The organism is Rhodopirellula sp. MGV (assembly GCF_002251265.1).
Lineage (GTDB): Bacteria > Planctomycetota > Planctomycetia > Pirellulales > Pirellulaceae > Stieleria > Stieleria baltica_A.
Genome location: NZ_NPDI01000039.1, coordinates 22,683 through 36,446 on the forward strand (window position 1 = coordinate 22,683; position 13,764 = coordinate 36,446).

Sequence of the window (13,764 nt, forward strand, 5' to 3'; positions counted from 1 at the left end):
TCAAAAAAGGGGAAAGTCAAAGGGTTAAGTAAACAAAGTTATGCGTCAGCCAAACCGGCCAAGCGGGCCGGATCGGTAAACTTATCCAGGTCCATCTGAGCTTCGTCGCCCAGCGGATCATGTTCGTGTTCGTGGTCATGATCGTGGTGATCGTGCGATACCGTCGCGATGAACAACACCGTCAAGAAGGTGAAGATGAACGCTTGCAGCAAGCAGATGAAAAGCTCCAGCAAGGTCAACGCGATACAGCCGAGCACGACCGCGACCCAGACACCATAACCAAGCAACTGCGAGACGGAAGCGGCCGCGAAGACCAATCCCACAATTGCGGCGACAACCAAGTGACCCGCCATCATCGTGCCAAACAAACGCATGGCCAACACGACGCACTTGATAATCAAGCCCATCCATTCAAGGACGTACAGTGGCAACCCGATCCCATAGGACATCAACTTCGGTCCGTCCCAGCCGATCGGATTGAAGTGCGAGAAAAACGTCTTCGCACCTGTTTCATAAATACCGATGCCGACGATGGCAATGAAACTGCACATCGCCAACATGATGTTGAGCGAAAGGTTACCCGTCGCCGTTCCTCCCCAGTGACCAAAATGCGCGGCGTGGTCCGACATCGGCAACGCTCCCATGTGCAAACCGGCACCAAATGGGATCAGACCGAGGATGTTGGCGAACAAGATAAAGAAGAACACCGTCCAGACATACGGGATGTAGCGGTCGGTCTTTTCATGCAAGTTCGGACGGACGACTTCGTCACGAATGAACCAACAAATTGTCTCGAAAACTTGAGCCAACCGGCCCTTCGTTTGATAGGCGTCTAAGCCCTGGCCTTTGACGCGAACTTTCGTCGCGACATAAGCAAACACCAACATCACAGCGATCGCCGTAACGGCAGTCATCATCAGGTGGTTGGTGATGTAAAAGCTGTACTTGCCGTCTTCGATAAACAGCGCGGGGATATCCCCACCGCCAACATCAATCGTGAATAGCGGCTTCTCGTGCAACCGGTGGGGCACGACGTGCGAGATCGGATTATCGGCAGCGGCTAAAAACAGATTCATTGAACCGATGGATTGACTTTTGAGCGGGTGGAATCCGCGAACTTGTGACCTGGGCTTACCAGCGAATCACGCTTTGACAAGGCGTGGGCAAGCGTGATGACTTCTGTGGCCGTCAAACTGACGTACCAAATCAAGATCGCCGCGGCGATCTGTTCACCAGCGGCGGGCAATTGATACCTGCACAATGCCGCAAGTGCAACAGTCCCAACGAGACGAATCAGCACTCCGACGAAAAAACCTGTGGTGACAGGCGCAACGTTGTTCACAGCAGCCTCAACCGGTCGCTTACGGAACGCCTCAAGCAGCGCACCGGGAAGGCCCGCGGCCAACGCAATCAAGCCGCTACCGACACAAACCGCAACTAACAGTTCACCTGTTTCGGACGCTACCTGAAGGGCAGCGAGTGCGGTCATCCCGGCGCCACACAACCACGTCATCCCAACCGCAACCAACCCACGCAAGGAGATCATCCCTGCGAGGTGACTCGGCTCGATCGGTCGTGCAGTAACAGTGGCCAAAATGAACGTTCGCTTGATGAGATTTGAATGTGAACTTCTGAACGTGAATTTCTAACGCGACCTGGTCGCAATCGCTTCGCAGCACTCGTTTCGCGAGGCTTACTATTTGTCATGTCGCTGCTTGTCGCGCGGCGTCAACTGCTCGTCTGCTTGATCGGAGCGATGCCCCTCGACTCGAACCTCAACTTCACGTTGAGCCTTGGAGGTCTGGGTCGCCAACCGGATGAACCGAATCATCCCCAGCGAGAACCCGACAAGCCCTCCCATTGCGAGCCCCAGTGGACGTTCGGAACCAACGGCCCGGTCCACGACTGCTCCGATGCCACCAAACAGCGTTGCGACAAATGCCAGCTCCAAGCCAGCACCCGTCAGCCGCAACCAAGGCGCGGTTGACATTCGCGGTGACGAACCCACCCGCTGATCCGAGTCCGACAGGGCAGCTCGGCGATGTTCTTGATCCTTGCTCAATATTGACCTCGTACCAGAACAACGCGTTACGCCCGCACGCCTCGTGCGGGGCAGCTTCGTCGGGACAGAGTGTGACTAACTCGATCGAAAGAGATAGGAGGGGCGACCGTTAGCCGCAGTTTTTTGCACACCTGCGTACGCACACATCACGCCCGCTTTCGGCGGGATTGTCTTCCGGTTGAAGAGGCCTGATCGACCTCTCCCACGCCTCATCGCTGGCTGAGTTCGCAGAAACGCAATGATTTTCACAACAGGCAGTCCGTCTTTTCCGTTTAGGGGGTAAAAAAACATCTCCAAAAATTTTCCGACTGGAAACCCGCCCGCCTTAGCAGGACTAACTTGAAAAATCATCCCCGAACCGCAGGATTAAGCCAAACGGAGTCTAGAAGTTTTCCAAACGGCTGGCATAATGGTTGTGGTGTTGATTACTCCTTTAGAGGCTCCTGAGCGGCACGGTGACCCCGCCAAACCCCACTCTTTGGGACCAGTTGCACCCGATTCGGGAGAGCTGGTAGCAATCGACCAAGTTGGCCTGGAATATTTGCGTGTCATCAATTTGTGAACTGCGAGCGCCCCAATGCTGAGCAACGTCAGGACCTTTTCTGAAGTAGTTGACGGCTCTGGTACCTTGGCGTGCATCGCGTCTCGATCGCTCCTGCGGTCGTCGGCTACTCGTCGCTTCACAATCGGCACGTTTCAGCCAATCGCCCCCGCCCCAGCCGCATGACTAAATAAATATCCGGAGATAGAGCTTTGATCACGACTGCAGATCTCAAATCCCAGACACGTCGAGAGCTCGCCACCTTGGCCAAGAACTACGGCATCGAAGGCTGGCACGGGATGAGAAAAGACGAGTTGGTCGACGCGATTAGCAAGACGCAGCGACGACTCCGTCGCAAGGCCAACGCCGCTACCGGAGCCACCACCAAAACCAAGTCTGCGAAGTCCACCTCTCCGCGTTCACAATCTGCCAACGCACGCCCCAACGGCGCATCCGAAAAGAAACCCTCGCGTTCAGCTAGCCCTCGTACACCTGTACGCGAAAGCTCCCCAGCATCAACAACGGCTAAGCGTAGCCGTACGAAAACGAAAGCTCGCGGCGGCAGCGTGTCGCTGAACGACCGCCCACTTCCAGAAATGCGCGGCCCCAAAGTTTCCGCCAAAACTGCTCGCATTCGCGCCCAACTGCGCCGCCAGAAAGAACAAGCCGAACGCCACCGCGATCTCTCGACCGGAACACTGGTCGGCGGCGCGGCAATGCGAAACGGCTCTCACAAGTCCGCCGATCCACACCGCGACCGAATCGTCCTGATGGTCCGGGACTCGTACTGGTTGCAAGCGACCTGGGAAATCACCCGCGCTAGTGTCTCCCGCGCCGAATCATCGCTCGCCGAACGCTGGCACACCGCCACCCCCGTCCTGCGCGTCATGTCGGTTGAAGACGTTTCAAATAACTGCGCCGAAACCGTCCAACGCGATATCGCCATCCACGGCGGCGTTGATACCTGGTACATCGATGTCCAGGATCCGCCCTCGCGATTCCGGGTCGCCATCGGCTACCTCACCTCGGACGATCAATTCCACACGCTCTGCCGCAGCAACATTGTCGAAACGCCTAGCCCCGGCGATTGCGAACGCCTCGACGAACACTGGCAAGACATCGCTGACGACTACGAGCGGATCTATTCGCTGAGCGGCGGATATGACAGCGAGAACAGCGACCTGAAGGAGATCTTCGAAGAGCGTCTTCATCGGTCGATGCCTTCACGAAACGGCAACGCCACTTCGGCCGCCGACCCGACGCTACTTCGTCAATCAAAGCTGCCTTTCGAAGTCGACGCCGAGTTGATCGTCTTCGGCAAAACCTCAGCCGGATCGTCGGTCTCACTTGGCGGTCGCCCCGTCAAATTGCAAAACGACGGAACCTTTACCGTGCGGATGAAACTGCCCGACAAACGCCAAGTCTTGCCAGTGACCGCTGAAAGCCGTGACGGGATGCGTCAACGCACAACCGTCATCGCTGTTGAACGGAACACCAAAGTTCTTGAAGCGGTTGACGTCAAAGACGCGCTGTAAGCTTCACTCGCTGGCAATCCAGATCAGCCCCCGAAAACCGTGTATCATTGCAAGGCATCGGGGCGACAAAGAACCCAAAGTGGTCCTTTGTTGCCTCGGTGCCTTGTTGCTTTTTCCCACCCCATGAATGGCCCACGCCCAACGATGACCTTCAACCGACTCGCCAGCTTCGGCATGACCCTGTTGCTGACACTATCCGCGATTTTCACAGGCCCAGCACAAGCAGAAGAAACGCCCACGAAGGCAAGCGCCAAACCGATTCGCGTCCTTCTGATCACGAGCGGATGCTGCCACGACTACGACTTCCAAACCAAGCTTCTTCAGCTTGCGTTCGAAAAGCACGACGTCCCGGTTCAGTGGACTGTTGTTAACGAGGGCGGCAACGGCACCAAGGCCAAAATCGATTTCTACAAGGACTCAAGTTGGGCCAAGGATTTCGACGTCTGCATTCACAATGAATGCTTCGCCGACACAACAGACCCGGACTACATTCGCAGCATTACCAAACCACACCACGAAGGGCTCAATGCGGTCGTGATCCACTGTGCGATGCACACCTACCGCAGCGCTGACATCGATAACTGGCGGCAGTTGCTCGGTGTGACGAGCCGTCGCCACGACCACCGGAGTGCCTACAAAGTCAATGTGTCCAAGCCAGATCACCCGGCAATGAAATCTTTCCCCGACGGCCACACAATCGCGGACGACGAGCTGTACATCATCGAAAAGGTCTGGCCGTATACGACCGTTCTAGCGACGAGCACCAGCGAAGTCACTGGGAAAGACCACCCAGTCATCTGGACGAACGAATACGGCAAAGCACGAGTCTTCGGAACCACCTATGGTCACTCGAATTCAACCTTCGAGGACAAGGTGTTCTTGGACCTGATCGTTCAAGGAACGGTTTGGGCTGCTGGCCAGTCGAACTGATTGGCGCCTAGAAAAAAATGCAGCGATCGAAAGATTAGCAACAGGCGATGATCTGAAAATGCCCGAGTTGGGGGCGCAACGTTCACAGCGACTGTGAAAGCGAACGCGCCCCGACCAACTCGCGGGCGAATTTGCTATGCCTCCGCTCGACTTGCTACTGCGATTCGAGCATCGCCCATCGGGGCGGTATTCGGTGTCGCCTCGCTGCGATGCAGCTCGGCTTTGTTCAACTCGCCTCGAATGATTCGCACGTCCTTGGGGGCTTCGATGCCGATGGCGACGCGATTTCCAGAGATTCGGTTGATCGTCAAAACAACGTCATCGCCGATCATCAACTTCTCGCCAGCTTTGCGACTCAGTACCAACATGAGCTTTACTTCCTTGAATTCCTTGAGGAATAAATTTTTTGTCAAACGGTTTTGCCAGACCGGTACAAACCGTATGCCAATCCGGTAATAACTACACGCGATGTGGCCATGTTTAACAGCAGACTTGAGCCAAACCGGGAAAAAAGCTGAATTGCCAATTTGCCTTCCTGGTTTCACTTGCTAGCAATCTCAAGCTGAAACGCTCAACATGGAACCATCGTCGCGATTTGAGACACCCTAACTCTCTCGCTCACGACGATGCCTTGTTTATCCACCGGCCGTTGACACCACTGGTCCGGCGTCGATGACAGGGCAACACGGGGTCGATTCCCGAACGGCCGGCACCGAATAAGGCCGACGAAAGAGGGACGCGAAAGCAGACCAAAGGGTGGAAATATGCCGCGATTGAACGGGTTTCGCATGTCGTTCGACCGCACCTGGAGCGATGCTATACTCCTGCTGAGGCGTGCTTCGTGTCCCGCCGCACCAGATTGGACCGATGAAACGAACAATGCATCTAGACGACTTATTGAAGGACTGGGAGTTTGACCCGCACACGTTGAACGTGCGCATGGTCAAGGGGAACGATGGACGGGATGTCATACAGATGCGTGTCGATATGGGCATTTTGCAACTGGAAACCATCGCCAGGCCGGATGGCCAGGTAATCGAGGGATACCCGTCTTACCTGGAGTATCTGCAAGAAACGTTGCTGGCGACTCCGGAACTGGTATTGGATGAGGACCAGTGCATGGAAGTCGACCGCGAGTTCATGCAGTTCTATCACCGACGGATCTGCTGGCTGCGATTGCAGTACTACAATCGTGCGGTGATGGATGCTGACCACACACTTCGATTGATGGATGTCAGCGAACGGGTCAGTCCAGACGAGGATTGGACACGTTCACACGAACAGTACCGTCCGTTTGTACTATTCCACCGGACTCAGGCGGCGGCCTTAGGAGCCCTCGAGGACAACGAGTCGGGCGAAGAAGCGGTTCAGGCGATCAACATTGGCCTGGAAACCATCCGCGAATTCTTCACCAAACACGAAGCAGAAGAACACTTCGACGAAGACGAGTTGGTCGTACGGTTGGTCGAACTTCGTGAAACGCTGCGTAGTGAGTACGAAGTCGGACAAACTCTACGCGAGAAACTCAGCACTGCGGTTGAACAAGAGCAGTATGAGTTGGCGGCAAAACTGCGTGACGAGCTCAATCGCCGAGAGCTTGATTAGTGCGAAGCAACAAAAAAACGGCCGCATAGCCCGCGACAGCGAAGCCATGCGACCGTTCACTCGGTAGCAGCGAGCGGCGGTTAGACCGCTTGCAACAAATCGATTTCCTTTGCCAAACGCTTACGGGCGACGTGCAAACGACGCTTGATCGTCCCGATCGGAGCTTGGAATTCGTCGCTCATTTCAATCAACGTACGGCCGCGGAGGTAAAACGCGGTCAACGTTTCTTGATCAAGTGCTCCCAATCGGTCGATGCCGTTACGGATCGCTTGAGCTTGTTCGCGGCTTTCGGCGACTTCCTCAGGTGCGTCGTCGTTTGCACAAGTGGCTGCCAAGGTTTCCGGATCGCAAGCGACGGCCCCCCGATTTCGGGTCACGCGATTGATCGCCATGCGGTGCACGATCTGGCGCAACCATCCGCCGAATGCTTCTGGGACACGTAATTGGTCGATCTTCTGCATCGCTTGGATGAATACGTCCTGGGCGAGTTCGTCTGCTTCATCGGCATTACGAACTCGGCTCGTCGCCCCGGCAACGATCGCCGGTCGGTAACGATCAAACAGTTCGCCGAATGCGTCTCGGTCGCCGCCTTGAGCTCGCACAACGAGTTCGGCGACGGTCAATTCTCGAAGGTCAAATTGGATCTCAGTATTGATGTTCATTGCTCGGTTCCTTCCGATTCCTGACGGGAACACGGCGTCGTGATGCCGTACGGTTCCTGGGGAGTCAGCGAGATCGGTTTAGGCTTGGCGCCGTCGCCATGACAGGCGAGACCGACGTTCAAACCGCGTACGTGATCGGGATGAAGCAAGCCTGAGCGGGTGGGTGTGACTGGCATCGTTGCCAGACAAAACACGTCACGCATTCAGGGATCTGTATCAATCGCGTTTGCCGCGTGCCTGGTGAGATCGTGGACCACTGCGAGATCGTGAGTAACAGAACGATGCGAGACGCAAATTCTGATCTGACGACTGCGAACGGGCCACGACCGAGAGGCCTGGACACGCTTCGAAACCTAAAAAGGGTCGATCGTGTCCGGCCTACATCCGGGGCTCGGCAAAGCTAAATTTCGAGTTCAGCAGGACTGCTGGGGGCTCGCTTTAGCGATCTCTGCAGGGCAGAGATTGGTGGCCGAGGCCGGGTAGGCTGACTAGCCGTTTCAACAGTGAACGTTTCCGTTTACTGCCGGTGACTGTCGTCGCCGGTGTGGCTGTCGGTGGATTCCAGTTCCAGCCCCAATGACAATGCATTAGATGCATTTCTAGCTGGGAACCCGAATACATCCCGGGTGATACAGACGCCATACAGAGGGGGAGGTTGCCGACGCGTGCAAACGCAACAACGCTCTTGACCTCACGGACACCGGCAATAACCAGGCGACGTGCGACAACTGCGATGATTTGTTCAAAACGCATTTCAAACCTCCCGGCACCTTGTGGGGTGCGGCGTGGAGCAGAGTTATTAATTGGACATTCACGAACCCGCCTCGTCGGCGTCTTCGATCGACTCTGCAAATGGTCAATCAGAAGCCGCGTCCGCCACCGTGGCTGACGCCCGCCGACACAACGGGTAACATACCGCTGCGAAGTGGGCCACTTTGTGGTGGGTTCATTTACCTGCGATAACGGTACCGCAAGTGATCGGTAAAAGCCAGCGAAATTCGCCAGCCCTTCTTTGTAGATGATCGTACAGACTCGACCGTCTGTAAAAGGTTCGCCTGAATTTTTTCTTTTTTCCGACGCAGCGATTCGTTGCCGACGAAAATGCCTCTGGACGAGTGATGAAGATGCGACACCACCGTGCCTGGCAGCCCCTCGAAACGCTAATTTCCGGGGAATGGTGGCAGGACGCCCTCGGATTGTTGCTGCCGCCGACTTGCAAATTTTGCGACCAATGCGTCTGCGTGGGCAAAGACTTTTGCGACCGCTGCGAAAATTTTTTTCAGGCCAGCGAACAAATCATGCGAACCTCATGTGACCGCTGCGGGCGTCCAGGGGCCGCGGCAACAGCCGCTGAAAGCGGTCACTCGTCTAACCATTCTCCGCAGAGTACCGCGACCGACTCACCTCAAGTCGATTCGTCCTCACGATCGGACGCCCGAGAAATAGGCTGCTTGGCCTGCCGAGGGCAACGTCTGCAGTTTGATCGCTGCGTTGCCATGTGGACCTACCAAGACCTGATTCGAGACGTCGTTGTCGCCTCCAAATACGGCAGCCGACTACCGTTGGCAGACGCACTCGGCAGACGATTGGGATCTCTTTTAGAGCGTCAATTCTTACTCTCGCCCTGCCCGGAACTTCCCGACCTGGTCACATCGGTCCCGTCGCACGTCTTTCGGCGGATGGCCCGAGGCGTTGGTGGCAGTCGCATGATCGCTTTGGCGGCACACCAAACCCTGCATAAAACCTGGAACCAGTTGTCGTTTCGTGATTGTTTGACAACGACGCGGCGAATCCAAAAGCAAGCCTGGTTGGGTGAACACGAGCGTGCCGAAAATATCCGCGGTGCCTTTCGCGTGACGACACCGGGGTGGCGAAGTCGAAAACGCCCGTATTTGAGTGGCAAACATGTGTTGCTCGTCGACGACGTGATGACCACCGGTTCGACCGCAAACGAAATCGCAAAGACGCTCAAACAAGCCGGTGCGGAACGTGTCACCGTCGCTGTCCTTGCCCGCGCAGTCGGTTTGGCATGAACGAGACGCGAATGATCTCGGCTTCCAAAGTCGAATTCCAGTCGCCAAACTCAACTGCTGAACACAAATATCGTGCTCGGAAAATTTGCCGGTTTCACGCGCAGTGGGGGACTTGGAAAAATCAGCCGATTGCACGAAAAAGGCTCGATCCAAACAAAACGAATGCAAAGATGTTTGCGAATACGCCGATTGCGCCTAGGGTGAATAACGCACACACGCGGTGCGAGTACTTTTCGAATGGTCCCCTCCGTCAATCGAGGGCTGGAGATTTCGGACCCGAAACGCAAGCTGTAGCGTAGATTTTCCCAGCATTTATGCCCTCGTCAGCCATCTCGGGCTGAATTGATTTTCCAGGTCATCCGTGAACGAGAACTCACAAACTTCCCGATCCGCCCATTTTCGCAGCTTTATCTTCCGCGGCTTAGGCGTTGTCCTTCCACCGCTGTTGACGATTGTGGTGCTGATCTGGGCGTGGAACACGATCGAAAGCTACGTCCTGCGGCCGATGGAATCGACGGTTCGCAAGGGGGTCGTGTGGTACCAGGAAAGCTGGGGCCAAGGGGTTCTTGAAGAGATCCCAGCCAACGCGATCACTCAAGGCGACAATTCGTTCTCCTACGACGGAGTCCCGTATGTCCCAGGGCCAACCGGACGGAAGTACCTGCCGGCGTACGTTGTCGACACGGTTGACGAAAACGCCGATTACTTCGACACCAACTCGCCGCCGCTAAACTCTGCCAACGGATACTGGCATCGATACATCCAAGTCCAATGGATGCCCCGTCGCATTGTGATTCCGATCTTTTTGATCGTGTTCGTCACCGTGCTGTACTTTGTGGGCCGCTTGTTCACGTTCAGCCTCGGTCGCTGGTTCGTACGAGCCTTTGATGCGGCCATCCTGCGCATCCCCGTCGTCAACAAGGTTTACGGCAGCGTGAAGCAGGTCACTGACTTTGCATTTAGCGAACGTGAAATTGAATTCAATAACGTGGTCGCCGTGCAATATCCCAGCAAGGGCATCTGGTCGCTCGGTTTCGTTACCGGCAACAGCATCAAGCAACTCAGTGACGCGATGGGCGAACCGATGTTAAGCGTCCTGATGCCGACCAGCCCGATGCCGATGACAGGGTTCACCGTCACCGTCCGACGGAGCGACACCATTGATGTCGATATGACGGTGGACGAAGCGATCCAGTTTGTCGTCAGCTGCGGTGTGGTTGTACCGCCGAATCAACGTGTCATTCGAAACGCGGCCGGTGAAGAGGCTCGCCCCAAAGCCAAATACCGTGATGGGGCGGTCGTACTGCCAAGCAATTCGACTGCCGAAGGCGATCGTTCGACAGTCTGACAATTACGGCTTCGTCGCCGTTTGCGATTCCACAAGCTCGCGGTACTTTTCAATTTGCGTGTGCAAATGCCAGTCATCCGGATCGTCGATCAGGCATGCCGACTCGATAGCCAAAGCCTGACGATCATCACCTTGACGGTGAAGGACCTCTGCCAGCGTGTCGCGAAAAATCACGCTGTCCGGTTCCAACAGAACAGCTTGGCGGCTCAGTCGCATCGCGTCGTCTAAACGCTTGCCATTCATCGCCGCCGCCCAAGCAAAGTTGTTCAGCGCGGTCGCGTCAAAGGGATAGCTCGACGCGTAGTCGATACCGCGATCCATCAAACGATCCAACGCTTGCTCGGCAATTGTGGCCAGCCCGGCTTCACTTAACTCGGGCAACAACCGTTCGCCGAAATCAATATTCAAAGGGTCGAACTGTTCGATTTGTTCAATCGCGGCTTCGGCCAAACCGGCGTCCTTCGTCTCGATCGCGTGCTGCAGCTTCGTAATCCGAACGCTCAGCGGCATCGCGATAAACGTGCGTTCCAAATAGGGATCGTTGAGGATCCCGAGTACGGCCAAGTCACTCCATTTGACCACGTCTTGGGCATCGAGGCCGGACGCAGCGAAGGCTTGCTGGTCTTCTTCCTGCAAATCGCTTAATGCACTGACATACGAAACGGCAACACTGAATTGGTCAGGGGCATCGGCGCCGGCATAGCTGTTCTCGATCACGAGGTCCTGCAGCACTTCGAGCGCGATTTCGTTTTGCTCATAGTCATGCAGATACTCAGCGAGCTCATGACGGAGCTTTAGCGAAGGCGACATCGCCATCAAACGTATCTGCATCGCGAGATCCCCCGCTTGATCAACGTACCCAAGTCGCTTGGCTGCCAGCCATCGTCCCACAACGGATTTGGCAAAAGCCAATCCGTGATCAAGCGCGACCTGCGTGATAGCCGTTGATTGCTCAGCGATTTCGGTCCACAGATTAAATGATCGATCGAACTGTCCTTCACGATAAGCGGCTTCAGCCAAGCGAATTTTTGCGTCCAAATCACCTTGATTGGAGAGCATTAATTCGCCTTGGCGAGCTAGCTCCAAGTGCCCATGAACGGCGAACATCTGCAAGATTTCTTCGTTCAACGCAAATGACGGAAGCGGTATCTGACGACCTGAAAATCCACGTGTCGGACGAGCACTGCACAATCCCAAAAAGAGTCGCTCAAAGTCCGCCTCGGCATCAAATCCATCCGGCACATTGCCTTGCAGCAAAGCGAATGTCATTTGAAATCGCTCGTAATACGGCTGTCGCGGAAACATCTGCTGGACTTCTCCGGCGACAGCTGCGAACGTTTCGGATTCGACATTCAGAGCCTGCTCCACGACACCTCGCGTCGGTGCCCGTGTGCTGTGGTCATTCGGTTCCACAGCCAGCTTCGCCACCCAGTCAATTTGCTTTCCCCAACGCAGCTCCGTTAACGTCATGTCCAGCAACGAATGCCCGAGCGGCGTAACGATCAGATCCCGATGCTTCAGTCGACTGTAGAGATGAAACGCCGCATCCTTTTGCCCCATACGAATCAACATGCGAGCGAACGCATATAGCCGTTCGACCGAAGGAGCGAGTCGGCCGATGCCTTTGTTCGACAATTCCTGCTGGTCGACCAACGCGAAATCGATCCACTCATCAAGCTTCCAAGACATTTCCTGTGGGTCACAACCGGAATGCAAGATCGCTTGTTCGAAACGCGATGACGCGACAGAGATCTTGGCCGCATTGGCTTTGTCCGCCAGCGCCGCGACTTCGATCGCTTCATCAACTTGATCGTGCATTGCAAGGATTCGCCAACGCAGATCATTAACCCCCGTTGCCTCTTGATCTTCAGAATCCACAAGAAACGTTTTCGCTTCGTCAAACGCCGCTTTGTCGTCGCAACGATAGGCTGCGGCAAGCATCCAAACAGCTGCCTCGACACGGTCTTGAACGTCGAACGCGTCATTGAAGCTCTTGCGTTCGGACTGAAGCAACTGCTCCCAACGACCGAGGATCATCATCGCCATTCGACTGATCGTGGGGTCACCCGCTTGCTCGGCGAAGCTGATCGCTTGTTCTGGATCGTCATGCAGTGCCGCAAACAGAGAACGACAGATCAGCCGCTCGCTCGCAATCCAATTGTGAGCGCCTTCTGGCAAGCAACTTTCTTCATCAATTGGCCTTCCAAGATGTTGTTGCAATTCCCAGTGCGTTACCGCCATCTCGCGATCGATCGCGACCGCATTCACCAATGCGGCAAGGTCGGGCAGCGTGCCATTCTTGATCGCTGCGGAGGCATAGATCGGGAATCGTTCGAGAAGCGACCGAGCAACACGGCGTTTAATTTGTTCCCACTCGATCGTACCGGCGGACTCCTCGACTGCGACCAAGGCGGCGCCAAACTCGCCCCGATCCATCACCGCGGCAAGTGCGGCTGGACCATTTCCGTTGTGACTTGGCAATCCGCCTTCGTTCTCATCTGGCAAGATCCCGCTCCGCCATTGCCGCAAGATCCACTGCGCTCGCTCGGCCACTTCGGGGTCATCGTTTCGTGCCGCATCCTGGACGGCCTGCCGCGAGAGTGTTCGCTTGCGCCACATCTCCAACGTCGCCCGCTGGCGATCAGCGTAGCTGCCAGTCGCAAGCTCGCGTGGAACGAGCAGAGGACGGTCCTGCTTGGCTGCAGGGCCTTCGGCGGCGTCAGTTTGCGCCCATCCATTGGCAACGGGGCCGCAGAGAGGCATTGCGAACAAGGCAAACATTGCCGCTGTAATCCGGCCGCAGCTTGACTGCCGACCACGGGTTAAGTCACGTCGTTTGCCGGCGTCTTTTCCGAGGGTAACGACACGGTGAAGCAGCGTTTTCATTTTTCTCTGTTCGAACAACGGAATGTCCACTGCGGTGTTATCATTCGGGATGATTCATCATACCATAACGGCATCAACCCACCGACCGGTTGCTCAATTGCCCGCTCGACGCCGTGACCTTGCTTTCGGCATCCGCCCATGCGGATCTGCCAGCACGACCAC

At 55.8% G+C, this 13,764-nt stretch carries 12 protein-coding genes; 5 read left to right on the forward strand and 7 right to left on the reverse strand.

What is annotated here, in order from left to right; all coding sequences use genetic code 11:
• Positions 1-38 precede the first annotated feature (38 nt).
• The 3 genes from atpB to CGZ80_RS13820 all read right to left on the reverse strand — a co-directional run bounded on the left by atpB (position 39) and on the right by CGZ80_RS13820 (position 1,990).
• Positions 39-1,076: a F0F1 ATP synthase subunit A gene (atpB, locus tag CGZ80_RS13810; protein ID WP_094415350.1), complete on the reverse strand. Its 1,038-nt coding sequence runs from the start codon at positions 1,074-1,076 to the stop codon at positions 39-41.
• Entirely contained in the window at positions 1,073-1,594 is a 522-nt protein-coding gene (locus CGZ80_RS13815) for a hypothetical protein (RefSeq protein WP_146043095.1), read from the reverse strand. The genes atpB and CGZ80_RS13815 overlap by 4 nt, the downstream gene beginning before the upstream one ends.
• 102 nt (positions 1,595-1,696) lie before the next feature.
• Positions 1,697-1,990: an AtpZ/AtpI family protein gene (locus CGZ80_RS13820; protein ID WP_103296694.1), complete on the reverse strand. Its 294-nt coding sequence runs from the start codon at positions 1,988-1,990 to the stop codon at positions 1,697-1,699.
• 825 nt (positions 1,991-2,815) lie between these two features.
• Between CGZ80_RS13820 and CGZ80_RS13830 the strand changes: the two genes are divergently transcribed.
• Both CGZ80_RS13830 and CGZ80_RS13835 read left to right on the forward strand, forming a co-directional pair.
• Entirely contained in the window at positions 2,816-4,138 is a 1,323-nt protein-coding gene (locus CGZ80_RS13830) for a DUF4912 domain-containing protein (protein ID WP_094415358.1), read from the forward strand.
• A gap of 123 nt (positions 4,139-4,261) precedes the next feature.
• Positions 4,262-5,068 carry a ThuA domain-containing protein gene (locus CGZ80_RS13835; RefSeq protein ID WP_233148418.1) on the forward strand — a complete coding sequence of 269 codons (807 nt, stop codon included), beginning with the start codon at positions 4,262-4,264 and terminating at the stop codon, positions 5,066-5,068.
• A gap of 134 nt (positions 5,069-5,202) precedes the next feature.
• Here CGZ80_RS13835 and CGZ80_RS13840 read toward each other — a convergent pair whose 3' ends face one another.
• Positions 5,203-5,436 (reverse strand): carbon storage regulator, encoded by a 234-nt coding sequence (locus tag CGZ80_RS13840; RefSeq protein ID WP_094415360.1) that lies wholly within the window; start codon positions 5,434-5,436, stop codon positions 5,203-5,205.
• Between the two features lie 499 nt (positions 5,437-5,935).
• On the opposite strand from CGZ80_RS13840, the gene CGZ80_RS13845 reads away from it, so the two are divergent.
• Complete coding sequence (locus CGZ80_RS13845) at positions 5,936-6,673, forward strand: UvrB/UvrC motif-containing protein (protein ID WP_094415362.1); 738 nt, start codon at positions 5,936-5,938, stop codon at positions 6,671-6,673.
• 80 nt (positions 6,674-6,753) lie between these two features.
• Here CGZ80_RS13845 and CGZ80_RS13850 read toward each other — a convergent pair whose 3' ends face one another.
• Positions 6,754-7,335 (reverse strand): RNA polymerase sigma factor, encoded by a 582-nt coding sequence (locus CGZ80_RS13850; RefSeq protein ID WP_094415364.1) that lies wholly within the window; start codon positions 7,333-7,335, stop codon positions 6,754-6,756.
• A complete protein-coding gene (locus tag CGZ80_RS13855) occupies positions 7,332-7,538 on the reverse strand; it encodes a hypothetical protein (RefSeq protein WP_094415366.1) in 207 nt (68 codons plus the stop codon). Before CGZ80_RS13855 ends, CGZ80_RS13850 begins: the two co-directional genes overlap by 4 nt.
• Positions 7,539-8,459: 921 nt before the next feature.
• Between CGZ80_RS13855 and CGZ80_RS13860 the strand changes: the two genes are divergently transcribed.
• Both CGZ80_RS13860 and CGZ80_RS13870 read left to right on the forward strand, forming a co-directional pair.
• The gene (locus CGZ80_RS13860; protein WP_255407709.1) at positions 8,460-9,368 is read left to right on the forward strand and encodes a ComF family protein; all 909 of its coding nucleotides are present in this window, start codon (positions 8,460-8,462) and stop codon (positions 9,366-9,368) included.
• Between the two features lie 361 nt (positions 9,369-9,729).
• Positions 9,730-10,716 (forward strand): DUF502 domain-containing protein, encoded by a 987-nt coding sequence (locus CGZ80_RS13870; RefSeq protein ID WP_094415370.1) that lies wholly within the window; start codon positions 9,730-9,732, stop codon positions 10,714-10,716.
• A 3-nt stretch (positions 10,717-10,719) separates the two neighbouring features.
• On the opposite strand, the gene CGZ80_RS13875 is transcribed toward CGZ80_RS13870, so the two are convergent.
• A complete protein-coding gene (locus CGZ80_RS13875) occupies positions 10,720-13,602 on the reverse strand; it encodes a hypothetical protein (RefSeq protein WP_143543919.1) in 2,883 nt (960 codons plus the stop codon).
• Between the last annotated feature and the right edge of the window lie 162 nt (positions 13,603-13,764).